Genomic DNA, 18,688 nt, shown 5'->3' with positions numbered 1-18,688 from the left:
GCCGCCGCCAGGTCGGCCTGCGCCGACCCGCATCGCGTCCACGCAGGTGGACGCCCGGCGGAACGCCCATTAGGCGCGATTTCAATCGCTCTGCTGCTCGCCCGCAGCCGGGGCGCGACATGTGCCATGTTGTGCCGATCCATCCGTTGTCTTAGGGGGGAAAAGGGGAAAGGTCAGGGAGCGGCCTAAGTATACCCGGCCTCAAAGAAGTTGCCAACTTGCAGAAGTTACCAACTTTCCAAAAAGTTGGTAACTTGCAGAGGCGCCTTACAGTCAAACCGGCGACCGCTCTTTATCATGACTGACCGTCCAATGGACAGCGAAGTAGATGAAGTAGATGAAGTAGATACTGATAGGAGACAGAAATGCAACGAAAATTAGCCCTCGGCCTGCTGCTGGTTTTGCTGAGCCTTGTCATCAGCAGCTGCGCTGGCGCCACTCCCGCCGCCACCCCGGCTGCTGCAAACACCCCCGCGCCGGCGCCCACCCTGACGCCAGCCGCTGCGAACACCCCCGCGCCGGCGCCCACCCTGGCGCCGGCCGCTGCGAATACCCCCGTGCCGGCGCCCGGCGCTGCGGATGTTTTCCGCTTCGTCACCGTGGCGGACGCCAGTGAGGCTCGTTACCGGGTGCGCGAACAATTGGTCAATCGCGATCTGCCTGGCGACGCCATCGGCGCCACGAAGGACGTCAGCGGCACGCTGACGGTTGCTGCCGATGGCACGCTGATGTCAGCGCAGTCACGCTTCGAGATCGGCCTGCAGGGCCTGAAGAGCGATTCCAGCCGCCGCGATGGCTTTGTGGCCAGCAATGTGCTGCAGACCAGCCGCTTCCCCACGGCCGTCTTCGTGCCGACGGCGGCCACCGGCCTGCCACTACCCCTGCCCGCGTCAGGCCAGGGCACGTTCGAGCTGAGCGGTGATCTGACTATCCGCGATGTCACGCGGCCGGTCACCTGGCAAATCACCATCACGCGCGACGGCGATCAACTCTCTGGCACGGCTACAACCAGCTTCACGTTCAAGGATTTCAACCTGACGCAGCCGCGGGTGCCGGTCGTGCTCAGCGTGCAGGACACCATCAAGCTGGAGCTTGATTTCCAGATGGTGCTGGCCGGCGCGTGAGCGTCTTCTCCGGCATGGTCGCGCACTTCACCGGCTCTGCCAACGCCCTGACCCAGGCGCAAGCCCGGGTCAGGGCGTCGGGTCGCCCGCTGATTGATCTGATCAACGGCAATCCGACGCAGCACGGCCTGCACTTCCCTGCGGCCACCCTGCAGGCCGCGCTGGCAAAGGCGCAGGTCGCGGCGGCCGTCTATCGTCCTGATCCCAAGGGGCAGGCTGTGGCCCGCCAGGCCATCAGCGCCTACTACGCGACCCAGGGTGCAGCCTTCGACCCGGCGCACATCCTGCTCACCCCGGGCACGAGTCAATCCTACTGGTACCTCTTTCAACTCCTGGCGGACCCCGGCCAGGAGATCCTGACGCCGCAGCCGTCCTATCCCCTGTTCGAATTCATCGCCAGCCTGTGCCGCGTGACCCTGACGCCCTATGCGCTGGTGCGGTCCGCCGCAGGCTGGGAGATTGACATCGCCGGGCTGGCCGCGGCCATCACGCCCAACACCCGCGCCATCGTGCTGATTTCGCCGCACAACCCCACCGGCCATGTCGCGAGCGCGGCCGAGGTCGAGGCGCTGGTGGCACTGGCGACTGCGCACCGCCTGCCCATCATCGCGGATGAGGTCTTCTGCGAATTCATCTTCGGCGCCGGTCAACACCAGCGGCCGGCCAACCATGCGGCGCCGTTGGTCTTCACGCTGAACGGCTTCTCCAAGATGCTGGCGCTGCCGGGCGCCAAGCTGGGCTGGATCGCGGTCAGCGGGGAAGCGGCGCTGGTCAGGACCGCGGTGGCCGCCCTGGAAACCATCGCCGACACCTTCCTGGCGACGCACGAATGGATTCAATGGGCCGCGGCCGATCTGCTCACGCAGGGGCAGGCGTTCCTGGCCGACTACCGCCAGCAGATTGCAGAGCGGGCCGCCCTGGCCCATGAACTGTTGGCCGGCGCGGACCATTTCCATCTCACACCCGCGGCCGGGGGATTCTACCTCACGCTCGATGTGAGCCGGTTGACCAGCAGCGACGAGCACCTGGCGCTCGATCTGCTCCTGGAAACGGGCATCCTGACTCATCCCGGCTGGTACTACGATCTGCCCACGCCAGGCCTCGTCCTCTCGTTTCTGTCCCAACCAGAGATTCTGCGCAGCCATCTACCGCGGCTCATCGCGTACCTGGCCGGCAATTGAGAGGCCTCACACCAAGACACGAAGGCAGGAGTTATTTTTGTGTCCCTGTGTCCGTGTATGAGCCGGGAGCGGAGTCTGGCCGGGCCGCGGCGGCCCACCAGAGGACGGCGAAGGCGAGCAGGCCCAGGATGCCCAGGGCCAGCAGCTTGGTGAGCCGCGAGTTGATGAAAATCGCCAGGCCGCCAAAGAGGGCGCAGAAGGCATAGTAGGCGAGCACGATCTGGCGCTGACTGAAGCCCAGGTCGAGCAGGCGGTGGTGCAGGTGATCGCGTGAGGAGTGATAGGGCGAGCGGCCGCTGCGCACGCGGCGCCAGATCAGCCAGGCGACATCCAGGATGGGCAGGCCGAGCACTAGCAGCACCGTGGCGACACGCGCGCCGCCCATGATGCCGAGGGCAGCCAGCGCAAAACCGAGAAAGAAAGCGCCCGAACTGCCCATGATGACGCTGGACGGGTTGAAGTTGTAGGGCAGAAAGCCCAGCACCGCGCCCAGCAGGGCCAGCGGCAGCAGCGCCACACTGGTTTGCGGCGGTTCGGCGCGCAGGAGCATGTGGCCGGCCACCACCAGGCAAAAGATGGCAGCCACGCCCGCGGCCAGGCCGTCGAGACCGTCCAGCCAGTTGACGGTGTTCATCATGCCGGCAAACCAGAAGAGGGTGAGCAGCCAGACGATGGGCCAGGCAAAGCCGTCCGCGCCGCCAAAGGGCTGATTGGTGAACGGGTTGTTGACATGCTTGATGAAGATCAGGCTGGCGATGCCGATCAGCCCGGCCACGACCTGCACCAGCGCCTGGGGCCAGGCCGGCAACTGCAGGCGGTCATCGAGCAGACCAAAGATGACCACGACCGTGCTGCCGATGAGCAGGCCAATGAGTCGCGTCGCTTCGTTCGGATCGCGGCTGGCCGGGAAGAAGGCGGGGAAAGCCAGCGTCGCCAGGACCGTCAGGGTGAAGGCCAGGTAGAGCGCCACGCCGCCCAGGCGTGACAGCGTGCCGGTATGCACGCGGCGCGGGGCCGGCGCATCGGCCAGGCCCAGGCGCAATCCCCACTGCCGCGCCAGCGGCGTCAGCAGCAGGGATAATCCAAACGCCAGCAGGAAAACAACGATGAAGGGCAAAATCAAAAACCTGGTGTCAAGAGCCTACGGTTGCAAGCGGTTCAACATGCGGGGGAAGGCGCCGGTTTCGCGCACATGATCGAGGCCGCAAATCCAGGCGACGGTGCGCTCGACGCCCAGGCCAAAGCCGCTGTGGGGTACGGAGCCGAACTGGCGCAGTTGGATGTACCAGTCATAGGCGTCGGCCGGCAGCTTGTGCTTCTCGATGGCGGCCATCAGCTTGGCCGGATCGCTCATGCGCTCGCTGCCGCCGATGATCTCGCCGTAGCCCTCAGGCGCCAGCAGATCGGCGCTGCGGCAGACCTCCGGCCGGTCCGGCTCCGGTTCCATGTAGAACGCCTTGACCTCGGTGGGGAAATGATGCACGAAGACCGGCTTCTCGAACTGCATCGTCAGGTAGGTTTCGTGCGGCGCGCCGAAGTCGTCGCCCCAGGCAATGGTGGTCAGCGGATCATCGTTGGGCGGCACGGTGACGCCCTGCGCCGCGGCCGCGTTGATCATAGCCACGGCCTCATCGTAGTGCAGGCGCTCGAACGGCGCCGTCACCTTTTGCAGATGGCTGATGTCGCGCTCCAACACCTTTAGCTCGACGGCGCGCTCTGCCAGCACCGTCCGCACGATGTAGCTGACAAACTGTTCTTCGATCTCCAGCAGTTCTTCCAGCTTGCAGAAAGGAATCTCCGGCTCCACCATCCAGAACTCCTGCAGATGGCGCCGCGTCTTGCTCTTTTCCGCGCGGAAAGTAGGGCCGAAGCAGTAGACCGGGCCGAACGCGAAGATGTTGGCTTCGTTGTAGAGCTGGCCGGTCTGCGCCAGGAAGGCCGGCGTGCCGTGAAAGTCAATCTCGAAGAGGGTCGTCGTGCCCTCGCCGGCCGCCGGCGTCAGGATGGGCGTGTCCACCAGCATGAAGCCGTGGTCGTCCAGCCAGGCGCGGATGGCCTTGATGATGGTCGCGCGCACGCGCATGATGGCCCATTGGCGGCTGGAGCGCAGCCACAGATGGCGGTTGTCCATCAGGAACTCGACGCCGTGCTCCTTGGGGCTGATGGGGTAATCGGCCGCAATCTGAACCACCTCCAGGTCGGTCACATCCAGCTCGAAGCCGCCGGGGATGCCGGGCGCACGTTCTTCGGCGCGCACCGTGCCGCTGACGATCAGCGAGGACTCCTGCGTCAGGCGCCGCGCCGCGTCGAACACGGCCTCGCTGACATTCTTCTTGAAGACCACCGCCTGGCAGATGCCGCTGCCGTCGCGCACCTGCAGGAATTGCAGGCGGCCCTTGTCGGTCTTGTTGTACAGCCAGCCGCGCAGCGTGACCGCCGCGCCAACATGGTCTTTCAAGTTCTCGATACGAACGATGGACATAGCTCTCTCCTCGCAGGTTGGAATGTTCGATTCATGCACCCGGTACACGGGCGCGAGAAATCCGCCCCGGGCGGGCCCGCGGCGGCCCCGCCGGCGCGGGGGCCGGGGGGGCCCCCCGGGGCGGGGGTCTGCGGGGGGGGGGGGTTGGTTCCCCCCCCCCCCCCGCGCCCGCCGCGGGGGGGGCGCGGGCCGCCGGGGGCCCCCGGCGCCCCGGCGGCGGGGGCCCCCCGGCCCCGGCTTGCTCGCGGGGGCGGTGCTTCCCCCCCCCGGGGCCGCGGGGGGGTTGCCGCTGTTGAATTCCACCAGTTTCACCCAATCAATCGCGCCGCTTTCGTCGCAGAAGCGTTCGATGAATTGGTGGGTGAAACGATTCACGATGCGGGCGTGCTCTTGGGCGAATGATCCTCGACACGTTTTGACTTGAGCTGCAATTGGCTGGACGATGGCGCGATAGAGATCTCATCCCCCGATGAGCAAACGAACCGACGACCGAGATAACCCCACTGTCCGCTTACCGAGCAGACCATTGTCGGCTGCACCCTGATGCGCCTGCGCGCCTGCGTAGGGCCTGTTCACGAACCCGGATTTGCAGGTCACTGTCAGCAGTGCAGTACGGCATGATGCTTACCAGGAATGAGATACCGTTGCTGGAACACTCCAGATCAATACCCGGTACAGCCGATGGTCGTCCCTGGCCCCAATCACCCGCCTGAGTGCGCGAGCGCCATGCTGATGACATCTCCCGCCGATCGTGACCGTTCAGTCACGAAGGAGTAGGGGTGCGGCGACAGCAACGTGTCAAGACTCAGCATGTTGAGCATTCCGATTCGACGCTGATCCCAATCGGCGATGCGCTGCTCAGTAAAGGCTTGCACTTCATTGATGTCCAATGGTTTCATAAGAGTTTCCTCTGGATTCGGTCGCCTACAGACGCTGGTCGGGTTCCTACAGCTCGCGCTCTTTGCGCAGAACGCTGCCCACTTCCTCGATCACTTCAAGCAGTTGATTGAATGTCCCCGTGCTGCCTATTGTATCCCAGAATTCCTCCCCAATCAGTATTTCATCCCGCACATCCATGATCTTCTTGGTCATGCCGTGTTTGTAGTTTGCCCGCGTCGAATAGGGGTTGTATGGGAAAGCGAGGTAGGCCTGTGGGTTGTCCTGAGAGCGCAATGCTAAGAATGTTAGCATCTTCTGTTTTGTTTGGGCGCCGATATCCAGGTTTGGCTTTGATGTCTTGATCTCAACGAAGAGCGGGCCTGTGCCGAAATCGCCGATGAAAAGATCCGCGATAACTCGCACTTTTACCGTCTCGTGGTCGCTATCGTCATCAACACGCAGGACTTCGGCCAGTTCGGCCGCGTGGTTGGGACGGCGCTGACCTGACCGCAGTTCGCGGGCAATTCTCGCAATCGCGTCTGTCGCAGACTTTCTGAGAAGGCCCTCGATCTTGTGCTCCACAGCCACTTGCTGATAATGCTCGCTCGCGATGCATTTCGCCAGACGAGGGAATAGTAACATTCCCATCTTCGTCACGGCGGAACGCTCTCGTTTGGCTGCGATCAAGCCTGCATCGTCCAGGAATAGCTTATGAAATGGGTAGGCCCGTTTGAGTTCTTCGATTTCTTTTACGCCATATCGCTTGAATGACTGCTGTGCAAAATTCTTGAGCAGGTCATAAACCGCCTGGTGCGTGTTCGGATTCATTGATGTCTCCACGGACTCACGGTTTTCGCCACACAAACACCGATTCGTAGAATTCGCTCGATCGTCGTCCGGTACGGCGGTTCACATGGCGCTTGAGCACGGCCTCGACTTCAACCCCACACAGCCTGGCAATTTCATCATACAGCCCGAATTTGTCGCCGGCCACGACGATCAAGATACCACCTGCCGGCATGGCTCCACAGGCGCGGCGGAAAACCTCTGCAATGGACTCCTGGTAGGTGCGTTGCGCCTTTTGACTGGAGCCTCGCTTAGCCGCGCCAATTTCTGACTCACTCTTATCCTGAAGTCGGAGCAGTTCATAGGCATAGCGATGCTGTTCGTGATAATCAATCAAGCCGACATACGGTGGGCTGGTAATGACACCATCTATAGGAGGAATATCGGCCAACCGGCTATCTTCGTGCTTGATGATCACAGTTGCGTCGGTACGTTGGCCCGCGAATTCCTCTAATCGAGCTATGGTGTCCAGGCTGTAATGCTTCAAGAATTGATAGGCCGTCGTTGTGGGCATACAGGTGCGGCTGTGCTTGTAGCACCAGTACGGCTCTGTCTGTGGAGCCTTCGGAAAATCCAGGTCGAAATGAGTAGTCAACCGCGCCGACCGTGCCGACCGTGAAAGGATGATTTTCAGAATCTCCTGATTCCGATAATTCTGAATCAGATCGCGGTAAGCCAGCAATTCTTTTAGCGCCTGCGGCGCAAACCAGCGCTGAAGATAGCCACTGGATGAAACCGGCCCATGTCCGTTACCGTTGCCAGTTGCGCTCCACAAGGAGAGCTGCAAGCTGCTGGTCTGAGTGACCTGTTGTGAAGCGTTCAGAATGTCCAGGATCTCCTGGCGCACAATTTTTAGATCGTAATGCTTGGTTTTTGCTGTGGCCAGGAGCGCATTGAAAGCCGAGACGTCATAGCCAATGGCGTTGACGCCCAGCTCGTTGGCCTGCACCAACGTGGTGCCTGAACCTGAAAATGGATCGAGCACTGTCTGCCCTGGGCTGAAATACTTTCTGAGAAATACCTCGACCAATTGCGGGATGTATTTACCGAGATAGGGATGCAGGCGATGAACATGGCGCGTACGCAATTTTTCGGGTAAATCACGCTCGTGCCAGTTCAGATTCAACTCACTCAACGGCGTATCCGGCGTTACGCTGCTCGACACGGTCGGCTCATCCGTGGTCGCGTACAAGACAACTCGTTGTTCTTCTCTGGTTGATAACATCATTCCACCTGCTATTGTCTCGCTACGCGCACCTTCTCGATCTTCGGCCCGCGCATCTGCAGGACGGTGAAGTGTACGTTGTCGTAGCTGATTTCCTCGCCGGCGTGCGGAATGTGGTGCAACTGATAGAGGATGAAGCCGGCCAGTGTCTCGTAGTCGTCCAGCTCCGGCAGGTCGAGTCCCAACTGGGCGTTGATGTCGTCCACGCGCGCCTGCGCACTGACCTCGAACACGCCTGCGGCCACCGTGACGACGGTGGACTCGTCCGTCACCCACTCATCGGTGACTCGGCCCACCACCTCTTCCACCAACTCTTCCACGGTGACGATGCCGGCCGTGCCGCCGTATTCGTCAATCACAATCGCCATGCCAATTTTCTGTTTGCGCATCTCGTTGAACAGGTCACCTACTTTGCGGCTGTCAGGGACAAAGTGGGCCGGATGGATGATGCCCAGTTCGGCCAGGGTGCGCGTGCGTGCCTGCGGCCCCACGGCCAGGGCCATCAGGACATCTTTCATCGCCACCACCCCCACGATGTTGTCCAGGTCGCCACCGTAGACCGGGAAGCGGGAGTGGCGCGCGACGCTGAAGACGTGCAACAGATCATCGAGCGTGGCGGCCCGTTCGATGCCCACGATGTCGGTACGCTGGATCATCGCCTCACTGACATCGCGTTCGCCAAACTCGAACACGCGCACCAGCATCTCTTCTTGCGTCTGTTCCAGCACGCCCTCAGCCTGACTCTCGCGCACCAGCATTTTTAGCTCGTCCGCCGAGTAGACCGAGTGATGCCCGCTGGCGCCTGCGACGCCAAAGAGACGTAGCACCAGCGTGGTGGCGCCGTCCAGCAGCCAGATGACAGGACGAAAGATGCGCGTGAATGCGTCCATGATGCGGGCAGACATCAACGCGGCGCGTTCCGGGTTGCGAATGGCAAAGGTTTTGGGCGCCTGTTCGCCGAGCACGATGTGGATGAAGGTCACCAGGGAAAACGAGACCACCGTGCCGATGCCGATGGCGACGCCTTCGCCCCAACGTGCGCCAACCAGGTGCGAGATTCCAGGCTCGACCATCTGCGCGATGGTGACATCGCCAATCCAGCCCAGGGCCAGGCTGGCAATCGTGATGCCGAGCTGCGCAGCGGCGATGTAGAGATCGGTATCGTTCTGCATCTTCAATACCGTGCGCACAGCCTCATTATTGGCGCCCGCCTGAGCCTCCAGCCGCCCGCGGCGCGCCGTCACCAGGGCAAATTCAACCGCGACAAAGAAGCCGTTAGCCGCAACCAGGGCCGCTACGGCCAGCAAGCGTGGGAAGAAAAAGGAGAATCCAGTATCCATTAGTTCAATAGAGCAACAGGGATGGGCAAGCAACGGCGCTATTATACCATAGCAGAGGAGAAGGGGAGAAGGGGAGAAGGGGAGAAGGGGAGAAGGGGAGAAGGGGAGAAGGGGAGCCCAACGCGACGGCTGAGTCGGGGGCTCAACCGTCATTGATCAAAGGGCGGTGTTCATTGGCAGGGCTAGCGTTGGAATTTATCGCCTGGTGCGCACGTAGATTGGTAGAAAGATCTTGCTGGTCAGAGTGGTTGTCATCGCGGCGGTGTTGTTACCTTGCTCGATCTCCGGCGTGATGGTAGCCGCGGTCGCGAGGTTGATCAGGCTACCCGTAGTAGCGGTGGGGGGCACCCGCGCTTCAATCATGATCGTGAACGGTCCGCTGCGCGCCGCCAGGTTGCCGAGATTCCAGGTCAGCGCGGGCGTCCCTGCGTTTGGCGGCGGGTTGGCACGAATGAAGGTCAGGCCGGCGGGCAGCGTGTCGCTTATCGTCACGCCGGCGGCTGTGGCGCCGCCGCGGTTGCCGTAGGTCATGGTGTAAATCAACGTGGCGCCTGGGGTTGTGCTGGCAGGGCCTGCCAGGCTAAGCCACAGATCGGGGTAGGCTGAGCCGAGACTCACGTCATCCAGGTAAGCCCACGCGCAGGGGCGCCCGGCAGTTTCGTGCAGATTGAAGCTCAGGGTGACAGTCTTGCCGGTCCAGGGCAAGGGGCCAAACCAGCGATGAGTCCACTCGGCGGCGGGGTTGGTTGTCGAGAAGATCGTTGTGGTGTTGATGCCATCGTTGGCCGTTACACTTAGCCAACGATCTCCGGCCGGCGCCGTCGCGCCCAATTTGTAGAAGAAGGAAAGCGTCGCTGTCGTCATGGTGACAGGCACCGTAACCGTCTGGCTCAGGGTGGCATTACCGGTCTGAGTGGCGAGAGGCGCGCCCGTGTAAAACAGGTCGTTCTGTAAACTATCCGACCAAACAAGGTTAGCTGCACCTGACGAATCTATCCTTAGCACATGCTCTCTGACGTCATAATTGCCAGGTGACGCTGCGAGCGGCGCGGCCCAAGCCCCTTCATCATCCTGTCGCACGTAATAAAGATGCAAAGTGTCTGCGAAACTCCCCAACCAAATGACATGGAGATGATCCTGTTGATCTTGCGTGATGCCAATAGGAAAGTAGTCAACCGGTTGTGATTCGGAAATCGCAACCGGCGTAGTCCACGAGTTCGCACCATCCTGGCGCATGTAATACACTCTGAACACCCCATTATTAGAGCTAGGCCAAACGACATGAGCGACGCCGGACCGATCGGCTACAATGGCAGGATAAGACATCACCGTTGCATTTGTGATTGCGACTGGCGGTAGCCAATCCTGGTTAACCCAGCGTTTCGTGTATATGAGATTGCCCCCGCTCTGCGCCCACACAAGGTGGACTGTTGTCTCAAAATCAACCGACATATCAAAGGGATGGGCATGTGACATCGAATTCGTTGACACTTTTTGCACTGGCAGCCACTGCCCATCGCTGCGTCGCTGGCGATAATAAACAGAAAAATAACCACTCTCACCAGTGTCATTCCACGCAACATGGAGAGAGCCATTCGCCGCCAACGCGATCTTCATCTCATGTCCAGACCCATATGTCTGAGAGATATTCTGAACAGCAGACCAGCCGCCGTCCGTACCACGATAGGCATAGAAGGCATCATTGTAAGTAGTGGTGCTGGAAAACCACACCAGATGGATCGTTCCATTGGGCGCCACTGCCAACTGCGGCGATGAGGCATCGGGCAGGTTCGCGGCTAGCAATGCGTTCTCTGTGGCACCCCAGACACCCGCCGGGGATCTGGCCTTATAATAAATTGCGACTCGATTATTTGCGGCCTCAGTCCAGACAACGTGGGTACCACCGTGATGATCGAGTGCCATTTGTAGCTGCAGTGCTGATCCCGGTGTATTTGAGACATTAGTTACGGTTGACCATGAACCATCTGGACGACGCTGTACATAAGAGACCTCGCTGATAGAATTGGCACTTTCCATCCACACGACGTGTAGGACACCACTGCTGTCCATCTCCATAGATGGGTACGCTGGGTTTGCGGAGTTTGCAGAGATGCGGTGGGGAGCCGAGAGTTGTAAAGGCGAGCAGCCCAATAGGGCGGCTTTCTCCCCGATGTGCTGCTGTGACGCTAACGCAGCGGGCAACTCTGTCGAAGTTTGCCAGGGCGCCAGATTTTGCGCCTCGAAACTTCCATTGCCCATGGATTGGTCGGGCGGTGGCAATATCGCTTCGAGTGTGACATCGCGAAAACTGTTGTAATTGGTGGTTGGCAGGACACCATAATCCGCCTTATTCCACGAAACGGCATATAATGGATTGGTTTCGTCAACATAGGTTTGAAAGCGACCGTTTTCATCACTAACGAATCCTCTGAACGCCCTGGGCATGGTTGTGATCGTTGCGTTAACGATCGGCACACCACGGTTGTCTTTTACTGTGCCGATGATTGCCCACGTGTACATCGTTGTACTTGCATCGCCGTTTCCTGGAGGCCATTCTTCCTGGTTGTGCGCGCGATCAAGCCCGCGCGAGCGAAACGCATAGGTTCGACCAGGTATTCCGGTGAATAACGTTGCGGGGCTTGTTGTGCCAACCAGCCAGTTAGTCCATGCATCCGGACTAAGCGATTCATCGGAATGGCTCAGCAATTGATACTGGACATCGTACGTATGAATTCCAGAGCCTCCCGGATCAGTGCCGCTCCAGCTAATGACACTACCATTGCGCCGGTAAACGGGTAGGGGATCAACGGAAGTGACCGGCGCCAATGCTTCTACCGTTGTGATTGCGTCGGGCATGGTCGGCCAGTCTTCGGTATTTTCAGCACGATCGTTCGCCTGGCTGCGGAAACTATACACATGACCGCCGTCCCCGATGAAAACAGCCGACGTGGCTGTTACCCTGTCTTGCCAGACATTCCACCCATTGTCATTATCCTTCACCTGTACCACGTAGTTCAAGATGCCCGAGCGGCCTTGATCGCTGCCAGACCAGCGAACGGTGAACGCGTAGGGGGATTGTGACGGAAGCGGCAGCACGCTCGACGTGGGCGCGGTCAGATCAAGCCCTTGCCAGTCGGGGCGCCAGTCGCGAACACCGCTGCCAAGACCGGTTGGCGGCGCCCAGAATTGAACGCTATCCAGCGCCCTGAGCCGCGAACTCGTCCAATACCATTGGCCCTCATATTCGATCCAGGAGATGTACATGAAAGCGATATAGCGACCGTCCGGCGACCAACTGCCAACCCAGGCATCCGTCTTCTCATCCTCAGGACGATACAGACGCCGTGGATTGCTGCCATTGGCGTTCATGACCCAGATTTCGTGCCAGGTATCGCCGTCGCTGTCCGCGTCATAGGCAATTCTCGTCCCATCAGGCGACCAGGCAGGATTTTCAGCCGAAGGCTGTGTCGAAAGCCGCGTCTGCCCACTGCCGTCCGCGTTCATCACCCAGACTCCCAGCTCGCCGCTTCGGCGCGACGTGAAGGCGATTTTTGTCCCATCGGGCGACCAGGCGGCCGTACCATCGTAGTCTGGCGAATTGGTCAGGCGTTGTGGGTTGCTGCCATCTACGTTTATGACAAATACATCCCACTGGCCGTTGACATAGCTCTCGTACACAAAACGAGTTCCATCAAATGACCAGGCTGCGCCCGCGTCATCCCCACCATTGGGCGTGACTTGCCGCAGGTTGCTGCCGTTCACGTTTGCCACGAAAATTTCGTAAGTGCCGGTGCGCCGTGACGTGAACGCGACTTGCAGCGCGGCCGGACTCAAGCGAGGCGCCAGGTCGGGGGCCGCGTCATAGGTCAGACGCACGGGATAGCCGCCATTGCCCCGCGCCACGTAGATTTCCCAATTGTTGTCGCGGTACGATTGAAAAACGATTTTACTGGTGGCAGTCAAATCATCAGGTAGAAGGCCGTCTGATGGCATTGTGACGGATGGACCCGTGACGCGAAACGGACTTTCCTCCAGAGGCGGCGTCAGCATGTGTGGCGGAGGTGGAGGGGCGGCGGCCGAACGCAGTGGTGAGCCGGTTGTTGCAGCCAGGCACGCGGCCATCAGCAGAAACAGAGCCGATAGCAGGCGACTCGCAGATAATGGGTGGTTCATGAGATCTCTCCTTTCGGGACAGAGGCGGGCAACCGATACGGAACCTGGGCGCAGTATAACATCGGTGACGCGTCCCTGTCAATGTCCCGGTTTCTAACTTGCCAACTTGCCAACTTGCCAACTTGCGCTTTCACAAAGCTTGACCTGGGCTTGCGAGCGGGGTAAAATTGGGTCAATGAATCAAGGTTGTCCAGAGGAAATGTTTTTGCAGCATATACTGCAAGCGGGCACGAATTGCGCCTGACCCCTTAGGCGGAAAAGTGAAGTCTATTCCCGCTTGCAGCATACAACACCATCCCAACTTTTCCTTTACTAAATCTTAACAGCCCCCTGCTACACTTGAACTGACGGTTGCTGATTCCCCGACCGCTTCCGTTCAGAGACATGACCCAGGAGGTTCATAGATGATCAAGAAAATCGTGATGGTGATGGGCGTTTTGGCGCTCGTCGTGGCAATCGGCGTCGTGACGGCAGGCGGGGCGCTGGCGCAGACGGTCACCCCGCCGGCGGCGACAACCCCAACCGTGCCGAACGGCTATAGATTTGGCCATGGCTTCGGCTTCGGCTGTGATGGCTCCACGGCCACCTTCGATGCGACGGCCGCGGCGCTCAATCTGACGCCGACGCAGCTCTTCGAACAACTGCACAGCGGCAAGACGTTGCAGGAAGTTGCAACCGCGCAGGGTGTGGACATTCAGAAGGTGCAGGACGCGATTGACGCTGCCCGCACGCAGGCAATGAAGGATCAGATTGCGCAGGCTGTCAAGGATGGCGCCATGACGCAAGCACAGGCTGACTGGCTCCTGCAGGGGCTGGCCCAGGGCTACATGCCCAGGGGCGGCTTCGGCGGACGTGGTCACCGCGGCGGCATGCATGGTTTTGGCGGCGGGCTGTTTGCCCCGTCAACCACCACTCCTTTGGCTCCGGCCACAGGCACATCGTCCTGACCGGAGGTCAGCGGATAAAAGGCGACCTGCCGAACGCCCCTGACACCGGTTGGGTCGCCAAAAACATCCCATTGTTCGCATAAACCGCAGGGGGGCGTGGCTACTGGCTACGCTCCCCTGTCAGTATTGGCCGCCCAGATACCCCGACGACAACTCCAGGCGAAAAAGCCCGCACGCCACACGAATCCGGAAATAAGTCCCAGATGATGAATCGAACTATCCTGGTTGTTGATGACGACAAAAAAATTGTGCAGCTCGTGTCGCTCTATTTGAGGAAGGAAGGCTACCGCGTCCTACCGGCGTTCGACGGGCAGGAGGCGCTGGAGATTGCACGCAGTCAGCAGCCCGACCTGATCGTGCTCGATCTGTTTCTGCCTGAGCTGGACGGCACCGATGTCTGCCGGCTGCTGCGGGCCGATTCACGCGTTCCGATTATCATGCTCACCGCGCGCGCCACCGATGAAGACAAGCTCCTGGGCCTTGACCTCGGCGCCGACGACTACCTGACCAAGCCCTTCAATCCACGTGAACTGGTGGCACGGGTTCGCGCCGTGCTGCGGCGCACCCTGCCCGATGATGACACGAACGGCGAGCTGCACTTTGGCGATCTGGCCATCAGCCTGGTGCGGCGCGAGGTGGCTGCGCACGGGCAACCGGTCAGCCTGACGCCCACCGAGTTCCGCTTGCTGGAAACACTGGTGCGTGAACCTGGCCGCGCGTTCAGCCGTTCGGAGTTGCTCGATCGTGCCTTTGGTTTCGATTATGACGGGATCGAACGCACGGTGGACGTACACATCATGAATTTGCGGCGCAAGATCGAGCCGCAGCCGGGGACGCCGCGCTATATTATGACCGTACCCGGTTTTGGGTACCGCTTCGAGGGGCATCATGCTGCATAGCCTGCGCGTGCGTCTGCTGCTTGCCATCATCCTCGTCGTGCTGATTGCGATCAGCGTGACGGCCATTGTGGCGCGCCAGCGCACGACCGGTGAATTTCAACGCTACGTTGAAAGCGGCGGCACCTCGACCAATCGGCGCTTCGCCTTCGTTTTGGCACGCTCCTTTACGGTCAACCAGGGCTGGAGCGACGCCCAGGCCGAAGTGGACCGTCTGGCGCAGTTCACCGATGAACGCGTCGTGGTGACCGATCAGCGCGATCGTGTGGTGGCCGATTCTGAGCGGGCGCTGATCGGTCAACCGGTGCATGGCAACTGGCCGCCGCCGGCCGCGATCATGGTGGCCGGCGGCACACGCGTCGGTTCCCTCTACCTCGGCCCGCTGACCGGCCCACGCGAGGCCGATACCGCCTTCCTCTCCGCGCTCAACCGCTCGCTGCTGCTGAGTGCGCTGCTGGCCGGCCTGGCCGCGGTGGCGGTCACGCTGGTGCTATCCGGTCGCATCTTGCGGCCGGTGCAGCGCCTGACGACCGCCGCCCGCCGCATGGAAAAGGGCGATCTCAGTACACGGGTGCAAGTTGAAACAGACGATGAAATCTGGCAACTGGCGCATGCGTTCAACGCGATGGCTGGCAGCCTCAGCCAGCAGGAACAACTGCGGCGCAATATGGTCAACGACGTGGCGCATGAGCTGCGCACCCCGTTGACCAATCTGCGCGGCTATTTGGACGCGGCACGCGATGGCCTGGTGAGCACTGATGGGGCGTTGGTGGACAGCTTGTACGAGGAGACGATGCTGCTCAGCCGCCTGGTGGCCGACCTGCAAGAGTTGGCGCAGGCAGAAGCCGGACGCCTGACGCTGATGCGACAACCTGTGGCGCTGGTCGGGCTGGTCGAGCAGGCGATGGGCATGCTGCGGCCACCAGCCGATGCGAAGGGTGTCACTCTGTTGGTGGACCTGCCGAGCGATCTGCCCCAGGTGGACGCGGATCGTGAGCGCGTGGGACAGGTGCTGCGTAACCTGCTGCAAAATGCCTTTGCCCACACACCGGCCGGCGGCGTCATTACGGTGACGGCGCAGCCTGAGGCAGCAAGCGTGCGGGTCGCGGTCCATGACACCGGTAGCGGCATCGCGCCCGAACATCTGCCGCACGTCTTCGACCGCTTCTACCGCGCCGACCGCCTGCACAGCAGCCAGACCGGCCGGGCCGGGCTGGGGCTGGCGATCGTCAAACAACTGGTGCTGGCGCATGGCGGCACGGTCACCGCCAGCAGCGAGCCGGGCCGCGGCAGCACCTTTACCTTTACCCTGCCAATCGCCACCCAATCCTGACACGGGCTGGCAAGGCCGGCGCCCGCCGCGGCTGGCGGTCAGCCCCCAGCGCGCGCGGCGTTGCCGTTGATCGTACCGGCCGGCTTGTCACCCGCTCCCTGCCCTGGCGCCTCTTCATGATATTCCGGGTCGGCGTTGATGCGCCACAGGTCGTTGCGCTCACCCAGGGCCAGGTTGCGCGCCGCGGCCAGGCCGGTCAACATGGCGTGATCCTGATTGTTGTAGCGATGCAGGCCATTGCGACCGATGGGCTGAAAGTTCGGCAGGCTGTCCATGAATGCACGCACCTGCGCCAGGCAATCACGGTAACGACTATCGTAAACCGGGTAGGACTTCTCCACGCGAAAAACGCAGCCATCCACCACATCGGCCTGACGCACCAGCCCGCTCTGCTCCAACTCTCGTTTTGCCAGCTCGATCAGCTCCGCATCGGGCGTGTTCCACAGCGCATCGCCCTCATTGCAGAAGTATTCCAGGCCCAGGCTGCTCATGCCCGGCTCCGGCGCCATGTCGGGCGACCAATTGCCGAAATTCTGAATGCGCCCCACCCGCACGCTTGGATCGTGCATGTAAATCCAGTTGTCCGGAAACAGATTGGGTTCGGCTACGATCAGGCCCACTAACAGGAAGTCACGGTACTTGAGCTGGCCCGCCGCGGCCACAACCTCCGGCGGCGCCGCGTTCAGCTTGCGCACAAATTCGCTCAGCGGCATGCTGGAGATGAAATCGGTGCCCTCGATCAGGGTTTCCTGCCCGTTAGCGGCCACCAACACACCGCTGATGCGCCCACCCCTGGTGAAGATCTGCTGTACGTCGGCGTTCAGGCGGATGACCCCGCCCGCCTGCTCGATGCGCGCCTGCAGCGCCTGCCACATCATACCGGGGCCGCGCCGCGGGTAATCGAACGCCTCGATCAACGAGGTCACGGTCCCACCCGGCTTGACCACCATGCTCAGGAGCGCGGTCGGCAGCGATAGGTTCTTGATGCGCTGCGCCGCCCACTCCGCCTTCAACTCCCGGCATGAGATGCCCCACACTTTCTCGGTGTAGGTCTTGAAGAAGGTCTCGAACAGGCGCCGTCCAAAGCGGTTGGTGACCCACTCCTCGAAGGTGTCCTCACGTGGATAGGGAAAGAGCCGCCAACGCGTAACTGAGCACGATCAGCAGCGCTTCCAGCGGCCCCAGGTTCCACAGCGCATTGCCCAGTTTGAGCGGATAGTGGAAAAAACGGTGACGGTAGAAGATGCGCGACAGCCGCGGCCGGTGTAGGAAGTCCTGACCCAGGATTTCGCGCCAGAGCGCGTTGACCACGGGTGATTTGCTGAAGAAACGGTGGCCGCCCATGTCGAAGGCAAAGCCGTGGTACTGTTCCGTGCGCGCCAGCCCGCCCACTTTGTCGCGCTTTTCAAGCACGAGCGGCCGCTGGCCGAGACGAGTCAGTTCGAAAGCCGCGCTCAACCCGGCCGGCCCAGCGCCCAACACCACAAACTGACGGCCTTCTGCCTGTCCGTCGCCAAACCCATGCATGCTCACAACGCGCCCACCTCATGCCTAATCATAGCACAGAATAACAGCGCCGTGCAAGCGGCCATGGCATCACTCCCGACGCCATCGCCGTGATCTACCACGAGTGGCGCAATCAGCCCGATTTTTGCCACGAATTACACGAATCGAAACGAAAAGACCCTGAAATTCGTGCAAATTAGTGAAATTCGTGGCAGAGAAGGCTGGGCGGACTTTTGCCACATAGAACACAAAGAGCGCAAAGACGCCGCCAATCTGCGAATCTTCTGCCGTTGCTTTGTGTTCTATGCGTTCCTTGTGGTCAATCGTCCGCCCAATTCGGAATTGCTGTCCCCGAATTTTGCCTCTTGACAGATCGCCGCGGTCGTGCTATGCTGTAATCAGCCACAAGTCTGCCCCCCGCCTTCCGAGTCGTCTCTCGCCGCCGGAAGTCCCTGGCGTGAGTTCTCTCTCCCGCCCGCGACCTCCTTCAGCAGTCAGGAAAATGTCCCTGACCCCATCCGTTTCGATTGCTGCACGAAAGGAGTCTGTTGTTATGTTACGCCGCTCTTCTATTTTCTCTTTTCTATCTACTACTTTCTCTTTTCTATCTACTACTTTCTCTTTTCTATCTTCTACTTTCTCTCCTCTCTCCTCCCGACCTTCTGTTCGCGGCCGGCTCGCGCCGCGCCTGTCGTCGTTGGTTCATCTGCTGGTGGTGTGCAGTCTGCTCTTTTCCACGGCGGCTGCTGCTACCCC

General features: G+C 60.8%; 12 protein-coding genes and 1 pseudogene. 5 read left to right on the top strand and 8 right to left on the bottom strand.

Features of this window, described 5'->3' with window-relative positions:
- The first annotated feature begins 365 nt into the window (after positions 1–365).
- A complete protein-coding gene (locus tag IPM84_18375; GenBank protein MBK9094693.1) occupies positions 366–1,124 on the top strand; it encodes a YceI family protein in 759 nt (252 codons plus the stop codon).
- Positions 1,121–2,305 (top strand): pyridoxal phosphate-dependent aminotransferase, encoded by a 1,185-nt coding sequence (locus IPM84_18370; protein MBK9094692.1) that lies wholly within the window; start codon positions 1,121–1,123, stop codon positions 2,303–2,305. Before IPM84_18375 ends, IPM84_18370 begins: the two co-directional genes overlap by 4 nt.
- 31 nt (positions 2,306–2,336) lie before the next feature.
- On the opposite strand, the gene IPM84_18365 is transcribed toward IPM84_18370, so the two are convergent.
- The 7 genes from IPM84_18365 to IPM84_18335 all read right to left on the bottom strand — a co-directional run bounded on the left by IPM84_18365 (position 2,337) and on the right by IPM84_18335 (position 13,250).
- On the bottom strand, positions 2,337–3,422 hold the full coding sequence (locus tag IPM84_18365; protein ID MBK9094691.1) for an undecaprenyl/decaprenyl-phosphate alpha-N-acetylglucosaminyl 1-phosphate transferase: 1,086 nt from the start codon (positions 3,420–3,422) through the stop codon (positions 2,337–2,339).
- Between the two features lie 24 nt (positions 3,423–3,446).
- Positions 3,447–4,787, bottom strand: a complete 1,341-nt coding sequence (gene asnS / locus IPM84_18360) for an asparagine--tRNA ligase (GenBank protein ID MBK9094690.1) — start codon at positions 4,785–4,787, stop codon at positions 3,447–3,449.
- A gap of 701 nt (positions 4,788–5,488) precedes the next feature.
- Complete coding sequence (locus IPM84_18355) at positions 5,489–5,686, bottom strand: hypothetical protein (protein MBK9094689.1); 198 nt, start codon at positions 5,684–5,686, stop codon at positions 5,489–5,491.
- Between the two features lie 46 nt (positions 5,687–5,732).
- On the bottom strand, positions 5,733–6,494 hold the full coding sequence (locus IPM84_18350; protein MBK9094688.1) for a TdeIII family type II restriction endonuclease: 762 nt from the start codon (positions 6,492–6,494) through the stop codon (positions 5,733–5,735).
- A 16-nt stretch (positions 6,495–6,510) separates the two neighbouring features.
- Positions 6,511–7,737 (bottom strand): class I SAM-dependent methyltransferase, encoded by a 1,227-nt coding sequence (locus IPM84_18345; protein MBK9094687.1) that lies wholly within the window; start codon positions 7,735–7,737, stop codon positions 6,511–6,513.
- 11 nt (positions 7,738–7,748) lie between these two features.
- A complete protein-coding gene (locus tag IPM84_18340; GenBank protein MBK9094686.1) occupies positions 7,749–9,077 on the bottom strand; it encodes an HlyC/CorC family transporter in 1,329 nt (442 codons plus the stop codon).
- A gap of 195 nt (positions 9,078–9,272) precedes the next feature.
- Entirely contained in the window at positions 9,273–13,250 is a 3,978-nt protein-coding gene (locus tag IPM84_18335; GenBank protein ID MBK9094685.1) for a PD40 domain-containing protein, read from the bottom strand.
- A gap of 404 nt (positions 13,251–13,654) precedes the next feature.
- Between IPM84_18335 and IPM84_18330 the strand changes: the two genes are divergently transcribed.
- The 3 genes from IPM84_18330 (at position 13,655) to IPM84_18320 (ending at position 16,426) form a co-directional block, all read left to right on the top strand.
- Positions 13,655–14,197 (top strand): hypothetical protein, encoded by a 543-nt coding sequence (locus IPM84_18330; protein MBK9094684.1) that lies wholly within the window; start codon positions 13,655–13,657, stop codon positions 14,195–14,197.
- Between the two features lie 206 nt (positions 14,198–14,403).
- The gene (locus IPM84_18325; protein ID MBK9094683.1) at positions 14,404–15,096 is read left to right on the top strand and encodes a response regulator transcription factor; all 693 of its coding nucleotides are present in this window, start codon (positions 14,404–14,406) and stop codon (positions 15,094–15,096) included.
- Positions 15,086–16,426 (top strand): HAMP domain-containing histidine kinase, encoded by a 1,341-nt coding sequence (locus tag IPM84_18320; GenBank protein ID MBK9094682.1) that lies wholly within the window; start codon positions 15,086–15,088, stop codon positions 16,424–16,426. The genes IPM84_18325 and IPM84_18320 overlap by 11 nt, the downstream gene beginning before the upstream one ends.
- 38 nt (positions 16,427–16,464) lie before the next feature.
- Here IPM84_18320 and IPM84_18315 read toward each other — a convergent pair.
- Positions 16,465–17,953: pseudogene (locus tag IPM84_18315) on the bottom strand (NAD(P)/FAD-dependent oxidoreductase).
- Between the last annotated feature and the right edge of the window lie 735 nt (positions 17,954–18,688).

It is taken from the genome of Candidatus Amarolinea dominans, from assembly GCA_016719785.1.
In the GTDB taxonomy this organism is placed as follows: domain Bacteria; phylum Chloroflexota; class Anaerolineae; order SSC4; family Amarolineaceae; genus Amarolinea; species Amarolinea dominans.
Note: the sequence above shows the minus strand (reverse complement) of the source record. Positions and strands in the feature narration are given on the sequence as shown.

Excerpts from the sequence above, each read along its gene's own strand:
- IPM84_18375 (MBK9094693.1), top strand. The coding sequence starts at position 366 with ATGCAACGAAAATTAGCCCTCGGCCTGCTGCTGGTTTTGCTGAGCCTT.
- asnS (MBK9094690.1), bottom strand. The coding sequence starts at position 4,787 with ATGTCCATCGTTCGTATCGAGAACTTGAAAGACCATGTTGGCGCGGCG.
- IPM84_18355 (MBK9094689.1), bottom strand. The coding sequence starts at position 5,686 with ATGAAACCATTGGACATCAATGAAGTGCAAGCCTTTACTGAGCAGCGC.
- IPM84_18350 (MBK9094688.1), bottom strand. The coding sequence starts at position 6,494 with ATGAATCCGAACACGCACCAGGCGGTTTATGACCTGCTCAAGAATTTT.
- IPM84_18345 (MBK9094687.1), bottom strand. The coding sequence starts at position 7,737 with ATGTTATCAACCAGAGAAGAACAACGAGTTGTCTTGTACGCGACCACG.
- IPM84_18340 (MBK9094686.1), bottom strand. The coding sequence starts at position 9,077 with ATGGATACTGGATTCTCCTTTTTCTTCCCACGCTTGCTGGCCGTAGCG.
- IPM84_18335 (MBK9094685.1), bottom strand. The coding sequence starts at position 13,250 with ATGAACCACCCATTATCTGCGAGTCGCCTGCTATCGGCTCTGTTTCTG.
- IPM84_18330 (MBK9094684.1), top strand. The coding sequence starts at position 13,655 with ATGATCAAGAAAATCGTGATGGTGATGGGCGTTTTGGCGCTCGTCGTG.
- IPM84_18325 (MBK9094683.1), top strand. The coding sequence starts at position 14,404 with ATGAATCGAACTATCCTGGTTGTTGATGACGACAAAAAAATTGTGCAG.
- IPM84_18320 (MBK9094682.1), top strand. The coding sequence starts at position 15,086 with ATGCTGCATAGCCTGCGCGTGCGTCTGCTGCTTGCCATCATCCTCGTC.